Origin of the sequence: Pelistega europaea, assembly GCF_013133775.1 — a bacterium.
GTDB lineage: Bacteria > Pseudomonadota > Gammaproteobacteria > Burkholderiales > Burkholderiaceae_B > Taylorella > Taylorella europaea.
Genome location: NZ_JABGBO010000007.1, coordinates 64,614 through 78,632 on the forward strand (window position 1 = coordinate 64,614; position 14,019 = coordinate 78,632).

General features: G+C 41.5%; 13 protein-coding genes. 8 read left to right on the top strand and 5 right to left on the bottom strand.

Features of this window, described 5'->3' with window-relative positions:
- Positions 1 to 52 precede the first annotated feature (52 nt).
- Positions 53 to 487, bottom strand: coding sequence for a type II 3-dehydroquinate dehydratase (gene aroQ, locus HKX40_RS07385; protein ID WP_171588937.1), 435 nt, complete (start codon positions 485 to 487; stop codon positions 53 to 55).
- Between the two features lie 156 nt (positions 488 to 643).
- On the opposite strand from aroQ, the gene mpl reads away from it, so the two are divergent.
- From mpl to HKX40_RS07425, 8 genes are all read left to right on the top strand, one after another.
- Positions 644 to 2,005 (top strand): UDP-N-acetylmuramate:L-alanyl-gamma-D-glutamyl-meso-diaminopimelate ligase, encoded by a 1,362-nt coding sequence (gene mpl, locus HKX40_RS07390; RefSeq protein ID WP_171588939.1) that lies wholly within the window; start codon positions 644 to 646, stop codon positions 2,003 to 2,005.
- 154 nt (positions 2,006 to 2,159) lie between these two features.
- Positions 2,160 to 2,738 (top strand): YqiA/YcfP family alpha/beta fold hydrolase, encoded by a 579-nt coding sequence (locus HKX40_RS07395; protein WP_171588940.1) that lies wholly within the window; start codon positions 2,160 to 2,162, stop codon positions 2,736 to 2,738.
- A 38-nt stretch (positions 2,739 to 2,776) separates the two neighbouring features.
- Complete coding sequence (locus tag HKX40_RS07400; protein WP_171588941.1) at positions 2,777 to 4,648, top strand: ribonuclease catalytic domain-containing protein; 1,872 nt, start codon at positions 2,777 to 2,779, stop codon at positions 4,646 to 4,648.
- A 7-nt stretch (positions 4,649 to 4,655) separates the two neighbouring features.
- Positions 4,656 to 5,534, top strand: a complete 879-nt coding sequence (gene aroE / locus HKX40_RS07405; RefSeq protein WP_171588942.1) for a shikimate dehydrogenase — start codon at positions 4,656 to 4,658, stop codon at positions 5,532 to 5,534.
- 4 nt (positions 5,535 to 5,538) lie between these two features.
- Positions 5,539 to 6,264, top strand: coding sequence for a monofunctional biosynthetic peptidoglycan transglycosylase (gene mtgA / locus HKX40_RS07410; RefSeq protein WP_171588943.1), 726 nt, complete (start codon positions 5,539 to 5,541; stop codon positions 6,262 to 6,264).
- A 169-nt stretch (positions 6,265 to 6,433) separates the two neighbouring features.
- Positions 6,434 to 7,588, top strand: a complete 1,155-nt coding sequence (gene lptG / locus HKX40_RS07415) for an LPS export ABC transporter permease LptG (protein ID WP_171588944.1) — start codon at positions 6,434 to 6,436, stop codon at positions 7,586 to 7,588.
- Entirely contained in the window at positions 7,578 to 8,417 is an 840-nt protein-coding gene (locus HKX40_RS07420; protein ID WP_171588945.1) for a symmetrical bis(5'-nucleosyl)-tetraphosphatase, read from the top strand. The genes lptG and HKX40_RS07420 overlap by 11 nt, the downstream gene beginning before the upstream one ends.
- Positions 8,418 to 8,974: 557 nt before the next feature.
- On the top strand, positions 8,975 to 10,783 hold the full coding sequence (locus HKX40_RS07425) for a YadA family autotransporter adhesin (RefSeq protein WP_171588946.1): 1,809 nt from the start codon (positions 8,975 to 8,977) through the stop codon (positions 10,781 to 10,783).
- Here HKX40_RS07425 and HKX40_RS07430 read toward each other — a convergent pair.
- The 4 genes from HKX40_RS07430 to prfA form a co-directional block, all read right to left on the bottom strand.
- The gene (locus HKX40_RS07430; RefSeq protein WP_171588947.1) at positions 10,780 to 11,352 is read right to left on the bottom strand and encodes a UbiX family flavin prenyltransferase; all 573 of its coding nucleotides are present in this window, start codon (positions 11,350 to 11,352) and stop codon (positions 10,780 to 10,782) included. The genes HKX40_RS07425 and HKX40_RS07430 overlap by 4 nt on opposite strands.
- A 5-nt stretch (positions 11,353 to 11,357) precedes the next feature.
- Positions 11,358 to 11,687, bottom strand: a complete 330-nt coding sequence (gene grxD / locus HKX40_RS07435) for a Grx4 family monothiol glutaredoxin (RefSeq protein ID WP_171588948.1) — start codon at positions 11,685 to 11,687, stop codon at positions 11,358 to 11,360.
- Between the two features lie 224 nt (positions 11,688 to 11,911).
- Entirely contained in the window at positions 11,912 to 12,778 is an 867-nt protein-coding gene (gene prmC, locus HKX40_RS07440) for a peptide chain release factor N(5)-glutamine methyltransferase (protein WP_171588949.1), read from the bottom strand.
- Positions 12,779 to 12,805: 27 nt separating this feature from the next.
- Positions 12,806 to 13,885: a peptide chain release factor 1 gene (gene prfA / locus HKX40_RS07445; RefSeq protein ID WP_171588950.1), complete on the bottom strand. Its 1,080-nt coding sequence runs from the start codon at positions 13,883 to 13,885 to the stop codon at positions 12,806 to 12,808.
- Between the last annotated feature and the right edge of the window lie 134 nt (positions 13,886 to 14,019).

Sequence of the window (14,019 nt, forward strand, 5' to 3'; positions counted from 1 at the left end):
CAGATAGTGTTTTAAACGAGGTCTTATTCAAAAAATAAAACCAACTGAAATACTACTTTTTCGTTGCTATGAATGACAGGGCTGCCTCATATCCAAAAGCTCCCAGGCCACAAATCACAGCAACTGCTTTGTCTGACAAATAAGAATGATGTCTGAAACCCTCTCGTTGGTACACATTAGACAGATGCACTTCAATAAAAGGAATAGCAACGCCTAACAATGCATCACGAATGGCTACGCTCGTATGTGTGTAGGCACCAGCATTAATAATGATGTAATCCACAGACCCCATCGCCGCATGGATACATGCCACAATATCTCCTTCATGATTGCTCTGAAAACACTCACAAGTCATTCCTAATGATGATGCCTTCTGAATGAGCTGCTGCTCAATCTGTGAGAGTGTTGTAGAGCCATAAATATGCGGCTCTCTTTTTCCCAAAAGATTGAGATTTGGACCATTAATCACGAGTACTTTCAATGACATTTTTATTTCTATTTACCAAATAACGTCTATTTAACGACAAAAAGACGCTTTTGTCTACTAATTTATCAATTTTTACTTAGTCGTTAGTATAGCATAGAGCTTACAAACGATTAAAAAACGCTTAAAATACGGCTATTCAAAAATGAAGAGAAGATTATGCATATTCATATTTTAGGTATCTGCGGTACATTTATGGGGGGCTTGGCACTCATTGCTAGGGCTGCTGGTCACAAAGTTACAGGGTGTGATGCGGGTGTTTACCCTCCAATGAGCACTCAACTCGAAGAGCAAGGCATCGAGTTAGTACAAGGATTTGGCACAGAGCAACTGCAGCTTAACCCTGACTTATATATTATTGGTAATGTAATTACCCGTGGCAATCCGCTAATGGAAGCCATTCTCGAACAAAATTTACCCTATACCTCTGGTCCACAATGGCTTGGTGACCATATACTACGTCAACAACATGTGTTGGCAGTTGCAGGTACACATGGCAAAACAACCACTTCGTCTATGCTGGCATGGATTTTAGAGTTTGCTGGTTATAAGCCTAATTTTTTAATTGGCGGTATTGCCAGTGACTTTGGAATCTCTGCTCGTTTTGCACCAGAAAACAAATATTTTGTTATTGAGGCTGACGAATATGACACTGCTTTTTTTGATAAACGCTCTAAATTTGTCCATTATCACTCTCGCACCGCTATTCTTAATAATTTAGAATACGATCATGCAGATATTTTTCCTGATTTGCGTGCTATTGAAACCCAATTCCATCATCTTGTTCGCACGATTCCTCAAAGCGGTACTGTCATCACCCCTATGCATGATGAGGCATTAGGACGTGTTATTGCTCGAGGTATTTGGTCTAAACAAGACCACTTTGGCAACGACTCACCTTGGCAATGTGGTCAAAGAGATGCAGCAGGCGAACAGTTTGAAGTTATCCATCTTGGCAAAGTGGTTGGTACAATCTGCTGGAAACATACTGGCACGCATAATATTAATAATGCCTTAGCCGCTATGGCAGCTGCTCAGGCAGTGGGTATTGCACCTAGCACGGCGATTGAGGCTCTTTGCCAATTCCAAGGAGTGCGTCGTCGTATGGAGTTGCGCGGAGTTGTTAACCAAATTTCTGTCTATGATGATTTTGCTCATCATCCAACAGCTATTGCTACCACCCTGGATGGTCTACGCCAACGGGTCGGTCATGCTCGTATTATCGCAGTGCTAGAGCCTCGTTCTAACACAATGAAACTAGGTACAATGGCAGCTCGTCTACCTGAGGCACTGGCCAAGGCAGATATAGTATTTTGCTATGGAGAACAACATGGAAAACATGCTCTAGGCTGGCAACCAGAGGAAGTATTTGGGTCTCAAGCAGATAAAATTAAAACCTTTCATGATTTAGAACAACTCAAACAGGCTATTGTCAACTGTGCTAAACCTGGAGACCATATCCTTGTGATGAGTAACGGCAGCTTTGGTGGTCTACATGATAAACTGCTCAAAGCACTCTAATTAAGCAAAAAATGATAACCCTCCCAAAGGGAGGGCAGATAATTATCATATGGTAGCTTTATTTTATTAGAGCAGTAGGTTTTATTTAAGCAATAGGTTTTTGTTGAGACAATAGGTCTTATCTAAGCAATAGGTTTTGTTGAGGCAGGAAAACATGATTTTATATTTACATGGGTTTCGTTCTAGTCCCCAATCTGCAAAGGCACAATTATTTCAGCGTGTTATGCAGTCTCGTGGGCAGGCACAGCAACTGCTCACACCCTCGCTTCCATCCTCTCCCAAAGAGGCAATAGCATTATGTTTATCTCTGGTTCAAGGCATCCCATCAGAAGAGTTATGTATTGTCGGCTCTTCTCTAGGCGGTTACTATGCTACATACCTAGCTGAACATCTTGATTGTCGTGCAGTGTGCATCAATCCTAGCGTCTATGCGGCTCGTGACTTATCTACGCAACTAGATGTTCGCACCCAATACCATTCTGATACTCCTTTTGAATTTAAAGCCTCCTATATTAAAGAATTAGCGGATTTATTTATTCCTGTCCTCCAAAAGCCGTCTCGCTTTTTACTCCTTGCAGGAATGCAGGATGAATTACTGGATTGGCAAGAAATGCAAGCCCGCTATGCTGGCGCGACACAAATCATTGCCCCAGATCAAGACCATGCCTTTAGTGGTTTTGAGCATTACCTACCTGATGTTCTGGCCTTTATTTTTAAGACAATGCAGAGTTAACTGTATTTTTATCGTTTGTTTTTAGTATTTCATACGCAATGTACGTACTTTTTGAAGAATCAGGCCAATTTAAAACGGCAACCATCCTTTCTGAAGCTGAGACCTCATTACAAGTAGAATTACCTACTGGCAAACGCTCCAAAATTAAGCGTGCCAATGTCATTCTATCGTTTAACGATGCCGTTCAAAATACCCTGATAGAGCAAGCAACCGCATTGAGCAATGACATTGACGTGGAGTTTTTATGGGAAATTTGCCCTGAATCCAGCTTTGATGTCACTCAACTTGCCAAAGAATATTATGGTGATAATGCTAGCACAGTTGAAAAAACTGCATTATTCCTTCGTTTGCACGAGCATCCCATATACTTCCATCGCAAAGGCAAAGGGGTGTTTGCTGCCGCACCTAAAGAAATTCTACAAGCGGCCTTATTAGCCCAAGAGAAAAAACGTCAGCAAGAACTCCAACTACAAGCATGGGCACAGGATATGATTAGCGGGATTGTCCCAGAAGCCTTGCGAGAAGTACTACCCAGCTTCATCCATAATCCAGACAAAAACTCTTTAGGATGGAAAGCATTCCAGTTGGCTATGCAAGAAACTCATTTGCAAGTCGCTGAGCTGCTATTAAAACTAAAAGTATTTCCTCACGAGCTAGCACTTCACCGAGCCATGTTCTTGGGAAAATACTTTCCAAAGGGGATAGATAATCCGCATCTTCCAATCCCCGACATAGAGGAATTGCCTCTTGCTGAAATTAAAGCATATTCTGTTGATGATGTGGATACGACTGAAATTGATGATGCTTTTAGTATCCAAAAAATTAATGATAAAGAGTTTATTTTTGGTATTCATATTGCCTGCCCTGCTCTTGTTATTGACCGAAATAGTCCTCTGGATCTTGCTGCTCGTCAGCGAATGTCTACGGTTTATTTTCCAGGACAGAAGATTCCTATGCAGGCAAAAGAGCTTATTGACTTATTTTCGCTTAATGAAGGGACATATGCTCCTGCACTATCTCTCTATGTCACAGCCAACATTGATACTGGTGAGATTCTCAACAAAGAGAGTAAACTTGAAAAAATCTTCATCCAAGAAAATCTTCGTATTACCCATATTGAACACCTACTAACTCAAGAGGCTCTCGAAGATGAACAGGCGAATATCCCTCATGCAGAATTATTTAAACCCATGTGGGCATTTGCTAAGCATCTAAAAAAAGCTCGAGAAGAATTCCGTGGTAAACCAGAAGGCACAGGACGCATTGAGTATTTATTTAAACTAGATGGCGAAGCTGATGACCCCAACGCAAAATTACTATTGATACCTCGTATGCGTAATGCCCCACTTGATCTCATCGTGGCGGAATATATGATTCTCTGCAACAGTAGCTGGGCTGCTTTACTAGACGAGTTAGGTTTGCCTGGTATCTTTCGCTCACAACGCAATGGGCAGGTACGCATGAGTACATATGCCTTACCACATGATGCTATTGGTGTTGAGTGCTATGCATGGACATCCTCACCCCTTCGTCGCTATGTAGATTTGTTTAACCAGCGTCAACTCATTGAAGGGATAAAGCATGGCGTTTCCGCACGTCTTGTAGCGCCTTATAAACCCAAAGACCCTAGTATTTTTGGACTAATCAGTGATTTTGAATCGAAATATACTAGCTATCTAGATGCACAAAATAAAATGGAGCGTTATTGGTGTATGCGTTATCTTCAACAAAATCAAATTACACGTACAACCGCCACCATTATTCGTGATGAATTGGTGCGATTTGATCAATTGCCACTTGTTGTGCCAATTGCAGGACTGGTCAATGTAGAAAAAGGTGATTCTGTCACACTAGACATTCTTGATATGGACTTGTTCAATCTCACCATAGAGTGTCGTGTTGTTAATTAGGAAAAAAATGGAAAATTTACGTTTTGCAGTTTTTGGCAACCCCATCAAGCATAGTTACTCCCCTACTATGCATCATCTATTTGCAGAGCAATGCGGTCTAACCTCCTTTCGTTATACGAAAGAATTAGTCGAAGAGAATGCTTTTGAACAAACTGTACATCATTTTTTCGCCCAAGGGGGCAAGGGGCTTAACATTACAGTCCCGTTCAAACTGAAGGCCTATGAACTTGCCACCCACCACTTAACACCACGAGCCCTAGCTGCTGGTGCAGTCAATACCCTGTGGTTGGAGAATAATAATATCCATGGTGATAATACCGACGGGATCGGTTTAATCAAAGATATTATGCGTCTAGGCATATCACTCAAGGATAAACGTGTTTTATTAATCGGTGCAGGTGGAGCAAGTCGTGGGGCAATGCTTCCTCTTTTAGAGGCAGGTTGTCATCACTTACATATTGCCAACCGCACAGAGAGTAAGGCGGTTCAAATGATTGAATCATTTCTAGCATTGCAGGAACAGTATCCAGCATTGACCTCAGTCAGCATTTATCCTGAACAATTTTCCTATAGCTCTTTGACCGATATTCCTGGTGAGTGGGATGTTATTATCAATGCTAGTGCTAGTAGCCTATCTCAAGAGAGACTTCCTGTACCAGCAACCGCTTTCTCGAAGGCTACTCTCGCTTACGATATGCTTTATACCCCCACATCAGAAACTGTTTTTCTTCTTCAAGCCAAACAGGCTGGAGCCGCACAATGTTCGGATGGTCTTGGCATGCTAGTTTATCAAGGGGCAGAGGCTTTTGCTATTTGGAACCACCAATACCCTAATCCAGAACCTGTGCTTAAGGCACTACGACAAGCCCTCCAACAACATGCCTAACGCTATGACAGACATCGCCCAAGCTATTATTGATCGCCCATTCCGTACCTGCCTATGGTATTCATGCATAGGGCTTGTTGCGATTCTGTTTGCCTATCAAATTTTTCTGTTTTCCAATGTTGTACTCTACGCCCTTGTTAACCCGTCTAGCACGGCCTTTATGCGTTACCAATCTAGCCAATTAAAGGACAAGGAGATTCTTTTTCAGTGGGTAGACTATGCAAAGATGAGCAACTCAATCAAAAGAGCGGTTATCGCCTCAGAAGACAGTGGATTTACTGAACATTTTGGTGTGGAGTGGGGGTATATTAAAAAAGCCTTTCAATACAATCTACGCCAAAGTGAAAACCAAAATCCCCGTATTCGTGGTGGCTCAACACTTACTCAACAATTAGCCAAAAACCTTTTTCTTAGCCCCTCCCGCTCCTATCTGCGCAAAGCACAAGAACTCATTATCACTTATATGCTAGAGACTATACTCTCTAAAAAACGTATTCTAGAGCTATACCTAAACACATCTCAGTTTGGAGAGTCTGTGTTTGGTATTGGTGCGGCAAGCCAATTTTATTTTAAAAAGCCAGCCCAAATGCTCAGCAACGCAGAGGCTGCCCGTTTAGCTGTATTGCTTCCCAATCCCGACGATTATGGAAGACGCTTTCGTAGCGCCTATCTCAACCGCCGCACAAGTATTATTCTACGTCGTATGCCTTTGGTGGAAATACCCAAATAATCCCTACACAATTCACTCCCATGATTAGTTTGATATTCATTGTCATCTTGGTGTCATATTTACATTATATAAAGAGGTGAATATTCTTTCACAACTCAAACCCGTCAACAGAATTAACCCCAGCCGTGCTATCATACTAGGTTAATTTTCACCTTTTCATTTAAGCTGCATGAGAACTGCTCGTCACTATATCGCCAATGAGATTTACCGCACAACTGCTGTTGTAATTGTTGTGCTGCTGGGGTTATTTACCTTTTTTGAGACCATTGATGCACTTGACAAAATTAGTGAGAAATTTTCTTTTTTAACCTTGCTCTATATGCAAGTATTGCAATTTCCCACTCGTCTTTATGACTTACTACCTATTAGCCTACTAATAGGCACTGTGATTGCCCTAGCAGGTTTGGCACAACGCAATGAGTTAACCATCTTACGCGTATCAGGTGTCAGTGGCAGACGACTTCTCATGACCCTTTGGATTATTACTATTCCCATCATGTTGTTTGCTACCTTTTTATCAGAGATAGCCACCCCTTACGCTGAGAGCAAAAGCAGTGAACTCACACTAACTGCATTGGGAAAAAACAGCACCGATATGGACAGTGGTTACTGGTTTCGTGAGCCAGTAAATCAAGATGAATATCGCGTAATTAATATTCTTCATTTGGACTCTCGCTCAGAGGTATCCGGTATTACCCTCTTTGAGTATGATGTCAAAAATAACCAATTATCTCGGGTAATTTCAGCCCCCAAGGGGGAAATTCAACATGGTGAAATTACTCTTCATGATGTTACTGAGCGAAAATCACTACTAAATATCAATACCGTACTCACACAAGCAGATACTTCTCTTGAAACTATTTCAGTTCTCAACAAGTACCCTACGCTATCCTTGAAGACCTCTGTAACCAATGATCGACTTGTTGCGACAGAGCTTCAGCCAGATCGCATGTCTACCGCCAACCTATTGAATTACATCCAATATCTCAAGCAAAATCACCTACAAACCAATCGCCATGTAGTCGCATTATGGCGCAAAGGTAGCTACCCATTTACTCTACTTGTTATGATTACACTAGCAGCCCCCATTGGATTTGTGCAAAGTCGCAAAGGTGGGGTTGGCTCTAAGATTTTCCTAGGTATTTTAATTGGTATTGTATTTTTTATGGCCAACCAGTTAGCCTTGAATGTAGGGATGCTCAACAATCTTCCTCCTTGGTTAACTGCTTTGTTACCTAATATGGTTGCCCTTATTTTAGCTTTTATGGCACTCTACTTAATGGAGCGTCAACGTAAACCGGAGTCATTTATCCATGCCAAGTAAGACTATTCCTACCATCTGGGCCGTTGGAGACATTCAAGGTTGTTGCAATGCCCTAGAGACGCTACTTGAACACCCAGAAATTCAACAAGACCCTGACGCACAGTTCTGGTTTGCAGGAGATTTAATCAATCGTGGCCCGCAGTCTCTACGAACATTGCGTACCATTATGGCACTCGGTGATCGTGCCGTTTGTGTGCTTGGCAATCACGATTTACACTTATTAGCCGTATACGCAGGCATTCGCCGCGAGAATAAGTCTGACACTATTGATGAAATTCTCCAAGACCCTGATGTAGAAAATATTATCGACTGGCTCCGTCACCGACCTTTAGCCCATTATGCCCACCAACACCTTATGGTACACGCTGGAGTCATGGCCAAATGGGATGTCAAAAAGACCTTGAAATTAGCAGGGGAAATTTCTGAGGCTCTACGCTCAAAAAATTGGAAAAAATATCTACAAAAGATGTATGGAAATGAGCCTAATCGCTGGCGTGACTCTCTTACTGGGGCAAAACGTCGTCGAGTTATTGTCAATGCACTTACTCGCATGCGCATGTGCTTTCCTGATGGTTCCATGGAATTCGGTTCTAAAGATGCCCCATCTTCAGTAAGCAAACGCGACAATTTGCTTCCTTGGTTTGAATTACCTGATCGCAAAACAGAAAAAACCACTATCGTTTTTGGACACTGGTCTACATTAGGATTAATGGTTCGCAAACATCTTATTGCCTTAGATACGGGGTGTGTATGGGGAGGCAAACTAAGTGCTATTCGTTTAAGCGATAGAAAACTGGTACAAATTGAGTGTATGGGCAACAAAAAATAAATAACAATAGCCCTAACTACCGAGGTAGTCAATCAATATACAACAACTAGATGCCATTCAAAATAATGGCATCAATGTTGTACTCTACTCTAACAGTAGCCTGCATAATCTACACTCCTATATGCAATAGTGGGACACTTTGTATTTAAAATAAGACTCATATAGCTCAAAAAACTCATAATGACAGTTTTGTGACCTACAAATTTACACATTATCACAAAAAAACACCTCCTTCTCACTTCATAAAATCCTTGCCAATATTTACTTTCATATCTATATGAAAAATAAATATATTCTAGTAACAATAAAGTATTAAATTGTTTCTTTTAGAATAAATTATGTTTCATTTTTGATAAAAATACCTCCTAAAACCGTAAAAAAAACGAGCAACTCATTGAAAAAAAAAAAAAAAAACGAGTAGACTTTTGTTGAAGTTTAGCTTCCCTCTGTTACATGTTTCACCATCATCAATCAAAGACTATTGCAATATTCAAACTATACAGTGGAAAGCGGTTGGGTCAAAAGCCATAAATACAGTTGATTAGAAGAGGTTATCCATGATGAAATTTATCCGACTAAAATTGAATAAAAAAACAGTTATCTCACAAGCACTGATGGCAGTTTTTTGCTTAAGCGTATCGACTCAGGCGATGGCAACGACTATTTCTGATACGGATTGGAATGCAAAATCCGAATCAGAAAAAATGGCTTTTGCTAAAAATAATTTCAATGACTTGACTCCATCACAAAAACAATGGATTACCGACAAACTTACTTACTTATATGCTAAAGGAATGATTTCCGATCAGGTTATTGGTAATAACACAACGCCAGCTAATATGACAGGAAGTTTTATCGGTGGTCACAATAATGTTCTGTTTGGTCTTGATAAAGAAAATTATGAAAAAAGGGGTTATATTGTCGGTGGGCATAATGTTGTCATTGGTGCTGGAGGTATAGCGATGGGATACCAAGCAACAACATTTCACACTGATACCATAGCCATAGGTGAATATGCAGCAAGTTTACCTCTTATTTATTATCCCAAAGATGATGGTGAAGCAGCAGTTATGCTCCCTCAACATATGGCACAAAATATGCTTGGATTCTCGCTTGGTAATAATACCTCCAGCAATGCCTCCAGTATCAGTCTCGGTGGTTCTGCTATGACACTTGCTCCCCAATCAATCGCACTTGGTATATTTAGCGGTGTTGGAAACGCTGAATCACAAAAATACATAATAGATGCTGTCAACGGTAGCACATATCGTGGACAACTCAACCCTGCATGGATGGATTTGTTGCATAAAAATGGGATTAACAGCAATGCCTATTGTGGCTCTTGCAGTCCCGAAGAAAAAGCAAAATATGATGCCATTATGAAGGACTTGAAGAAAACTTACAAGGATTACCTAGATGGTATCGGTTATGATCGACTTGATGGTAATTCACAAAGCATGATTATGGATGCATTGAGGTTCCAATATGCCACCAAAGATAACCAACCAGAAAATGGTGTTGCTATCGGATCATTCGCCTATACATCAGAAACTGGTGGTGTTGCACTTGGATCAGGAAGCAAAGCAGACCGTGCAGGGTTTACGTCATTAAACCCTGAAGAGGTGCCATATAGTCATGCTGATTTGAATGGAAAAACAACGGGTGCAGTGTCCATAGGTAGAAAGGATGCACTTCGCCAACTCATCAACCTCGCCGATGGTACAGAAGACACCGATGCGGTTAACTTACGTCAGTTACGTGCCGCAGTCAGTGGTGCCTCTGGTGATGCTGGTAACCTAGACACCATCGTAGGGGATAGGAACATTAAAGTCGGCCCTCCCCAAAAAGAAGGTGATTCAGATAAAAAACAAATCAAAATCACCCTCAACGACAATATACACGTTAAATCTGTTGATACCGATACCGTACGTGTTGATAACATCGGCGTTAGTATTAAAGAGGGGCCAAGCATGACTGCTCAAGGTATTGATGCTAACAATACCCGCATCACCAATGTCGCTCCTGGTCGTCCTGATACCAACGATGCCGTCAATATGCGTCAACTTGGCGAACTCAGAAAAGAGTTAAAAAATGACATCAGCTACATGGGGGAGAAAATGCGTAAAATGAAAAAAGAAATGCGAGGTATCGGTGCTAATGCCACTGCCATTGCTTCTTTACCTCAAGTCATGCACGCTGGTAAATCCCAAATCGCTGCATCCACAGGCATTTACCGAGATGCCACTGCTGTTGCTATCGGTTGGTCACATGCCAGTCAAGATGGTCGCAAAATTATCAAGCTCAATGGAGCAATTAACTCCAATGGTGATGGTACTGCAGGTATTGGTTTCGGGTATGAGTACTAAGAACGTCTAACCACCCCTTGCCATTTAGGGCTCTCAACATGAATATCAAAAAGCCCTAGTAACCGTGCAACTGTGTGGTCAATCATATCATCTAAAGTCTGAGGATGATGATAGAACGCTGGTAAGGGAGGGAAGATTATCCCTCCCATTTCAGTCACTGCGGTCATATTACGTAAGTGAGCTAGATTAAAAGGCGTCTCTCTAACTGCCAACACTAGTCGACGACGCTCTTTCAAATGCACATCTGCTGCACGCGTAATTAGATTATCGGATAAGCCGTGGGCACATGCTGCAAGCGTCCTCATAGAGCAGGGCAATATCAACATGCCCGTGGTATCAAAAGCACCGCTAGCTAATGTAGCGCCCACATCATTGATATTATAAGTGCAATCTGCGAGTGCATAAATGTCCTTTTTGCCAAGATTTAGCTCATACTGGATATTCAGCACTCCAGATGATGAAATAATCAAGTGAGACTCCACATCAGGCAACTCACGTATTTTCTCAAGTGCTCTGACAGCGTAAATAGCTCCCGTTGCACCTGTAATACCAATGACTAATTTTTTCATTGTACTTAATCGTTAAATGCGCCTGCTTCCTCTAAGACGGTTTTGAGTTCACCACTTGCTGCCATTTCAGACATAATATCAGCACCGCCCAAAAACTCACCCTTAACATAAAGTTGAGGAATTGTTGGCCAGTTAGAAAACTCTTTGATACCTTCACGCACTTCTTGATCTTCGAGGACATTAACTGTCACAAGTTTCTTGACTCCTAAATCACGTAGAATTTGAACTGCACGACCTGAAAAGCCACATTGAGGAAACTGAGCAGAACCTTTCATAAATAAAACAACGGGATATTCAGTGATGGTTTGACGAATAAAATCTTGAACGCTACTCATGGTAACACCTTAAAAAGAATAAATTAACGTATTTTATAAAAAAGCATTGTACCCATATTTGGGGGTAATTCGATGAAAAGCAAGAAAATTCTAGGGTTATTATGGGGATTTGCACTTATTTTCATCATAGCCTCTGTTTTCTTATAAGTATCACCAAAAACTGATGATAAAGACGGATTAACTTATGAAACTATCACGAAAGAAGAAATTGCATCATCAAATAACTACTGACAAATACCTATGCTAACACGCTCAATACCAGCTAAATCACGGATACTACGTACCTGCGCAAACCCTTTTTGCAACAATAGGTTTCGCACTGCATCTGCTTGATTCCAACCATGCTCTAACATCAAAGCCCCTTGTGGATTAAGGTAGTGAGATGCATTGGAAATGATGGTTTGATAAGCTGTTAATCCGTCATCAAAGTCCGTCAATGCCATAGCAGGCTCAAAACGCAAGTCCCCTTGTTGTAGATGTATATCCTCCTTAGCAATATAAGGGGGATTTGACACAATTAAATCAAATGTCATATCAGTAAAAGGCTCAAACCAAGAGCCATGACGAAATTTTACGGTAGTATTTAGTGCCGTCGCATTAGTTTGAGCGACTTCCAAGGCATCAACACTCAACTCTCCCGCCCATACCTCAGCATATGGAGCATAATGAGCAATAGAGACTGCAATAGCACCACTGCCTGTGCCCAAGTCCAAAACTTTCAACGGTGATTGCTGCTGATATTTTGGAAAAGCGTTATCAGTGGTATGTGAGCTTTGTTGTTGCATAAACGACAATGCTTCTTCGACCAATATCTCAGTATCTGGGCGAGGAATTAGTACCGCAGGAGAAACGGTGAACATTAAGCCCATAAACTCTCGTTCCCCCATGATATATGCCATAGGCTCACCCGATAAACGCCTTTGTGCTAATTGTGATAATGCCACCCAGTCTTCAGCAGAAAGCATATCAGTATCATGAGTGATGAGCCAAGCTCTGTTAACTTGCAGAACCTTTTCCGCTATCATCTTTGCCTCAAGCAGAGGCAAACCTGATTGAGCGAAAAACTGTCTTAATGTGTATTGTTCTACCATTTACTCTTATCGTTTGCCAAGCAAAGCCTACTCATCCCCTAATGCTGCTAATAGTTCAGCTTGACGTTCAGCAATTAACGCACCTGTCAGCTCATCAAGAGAACCTTCCATAATTTGAGCCAACTTGTACAGAGTCAGATTAATACGGTGATCTGTTACACGCCCCTGTGGGTAGTTATAGGTACGAATACGCTCTGAACGGTCTCCAGTACCGACTAAACTCTTACGCTCAGCAGCCTCTTTTGCCTGTTGTTCTTGGCGCTTAATATCATTAATACGTGCCGCTAGCACACTCATGGCTCGGGCTTTATTTTTATGTTGTGAACGATCATCCTGACATTCAGCCACAATACCTGTAGGGATGTGAGTAATACGCACCGCCGAGTCAGTCTTATTAATATGCTGTCCCCCAGCTCCACTTGCACGGAAAGTATCGATACGTAAATCAGCTGGATTTAAGACCACCTCTGCCAACTCATCGGCCTCAGGCAGTACCGCAACAGTACACGCAGATGTATGCACACGCCCTTGTGATTCCGTTTCTGGCACACGCTGTACTCGGTGAGCACCTGATTCATATTTCAAGCGACCATATACGCCCTCACCCTCAATACGAGCAATAATTTCACGATAACCACCAAGCTCTGATGGGTTCTCACTCATAATCTCCACTCGCCAACCCTTTTGTTCTGCATAACGACTATACATGCGGAATAAATCACCAGAAAAAATAGCACTTTCATCGCCACCAGTACCTGCACGAATTTCAAGAAAGACACTACGGTTATCATCAGGATCTTTAGGAAGAAGCTCTATTTGCAACTTAGCCTCAAGCTCTTCGAGCTTTTGCTTTGCTGTTTTCATTTCTTCCTCACCCATGTCTTTCATATCGGGATCAGACATCATCTCAATTGCCACAGATAAGTCCTCTTCAGTAGAGGTATACTCTTTGAATAAAGCAACCACGGGATCTAATTCACTACGTTCACGTGACAATTTACGAAAACGATCCATATCCTCTACGGTATCAGGTTCGGACAAAATAGCATCGACCTCTATTAAGCGTTGACTCAGTTGTTCCAAACGGGAACGCATTGATGTTTTCATAAGTACTTTCTCAATAATTAACTTTAAAATTTAAATCTATTACATCGTTTATTAACAATTCCCTTTCCTATGTGAGGAAAAGGGAACTACGACAATGTAGGGTTAGAGAGGGGGCTATGGTTGAAAGTCATATG

What these genes read in the sequence shown, in the direction of transcription:
- aroQ (WP_171588937.1), bottom strand. Translation starts at nt 487, where the DNA reads ATGTCATTGAAAGTACTCGTGATTAATGGTCCAAATCTCAATCTTTTG.
- mpl (WP_171588939.1), top strand. Translation starts at nt 644, where the DNA reads ATGCATATTCATATTTTAGGTATCTGCGGTACATTTATGGGGGGCTTG.
- HKX40_RS07395 (WP_171588940.1), top strand. Translation starts at nt 2,160, where the DNA reads ATGATTTTATATTTACATGGGTTTCGTTCTAGTCCCCAATCTGCAAAG.
- HKX40_RS07400 (WP_171588941.1), top strand. Translation starts at nt 2,777, where the DNA reads ATGTACGTACTTTTTGAAGAATCAGGCCAATTTAAAACGGCAACCATC.
- aroE (WP_171588942.1), top strand. Translation starts at nt 4,656, where the DNA reads ATGGAAAATTTACGTTTTGCAGTTTTTGGCAACCCCATCAAGCATAGT.
- mtgA (WP_171588943.1), top strand. Translation starts at nt 5,539, where the DNA reads ATGACAGACATCGCCCAAGCTATTATTGATCGCCCATTCCGTACCTGC.
- lptG (WP_171588944.1), top strand. Translation starts at nt 6,434, where the DNA reads ATGAGAACTGCTCGTCACTATATCGCCAATGAGATTTACCGCACAACT.
- HKX40_RS07420 (WP_171588945.1), top strand. Translation starts at nt 7,578, where the DNA reads ATGCCAAGTAAGACTATTCCTACCATCTGGGCCGTTGGAGACATTCAA.
- HKX40_RS07425 (WP_171588946.1), top strand. Translation starts at nt 8,975, where the DNA reads ATGATGAAATTTATCCGACTAAAATTGAATAAAAAAACAGTTATCTCA.
- HKX40_RS07430 (WP_171588947.1), bottom strand. Translation starts at nt 11,352, where the DNA reads ATGAAAAAATTAGTCATTGGTATTACAGGTGCAACGGGAGCTATTTAC.
- grxD (WP_171588948.1), bottom strand. Translation starts at nt 11,687, where the DNA reads ATGAGTAGCGTTCAAGATTTTATTCGTCAAACCATCACTGAATATCCC.
- prmC (WP_171588949.1), bottom strand. Translation starts at nt 12,778, where the DNA reads ATGGTAGAACAATACACATTAAGACAGTTTTTCGCTCAATCAGGTTTG.
- prfA (WP_171588950.1), bottom strand. Translation starts at nt 13,885, where the DNA reads ATGAAAACATCAATGCGTTCCCGTTTGGAACAACTGAGTCAACGCTTA.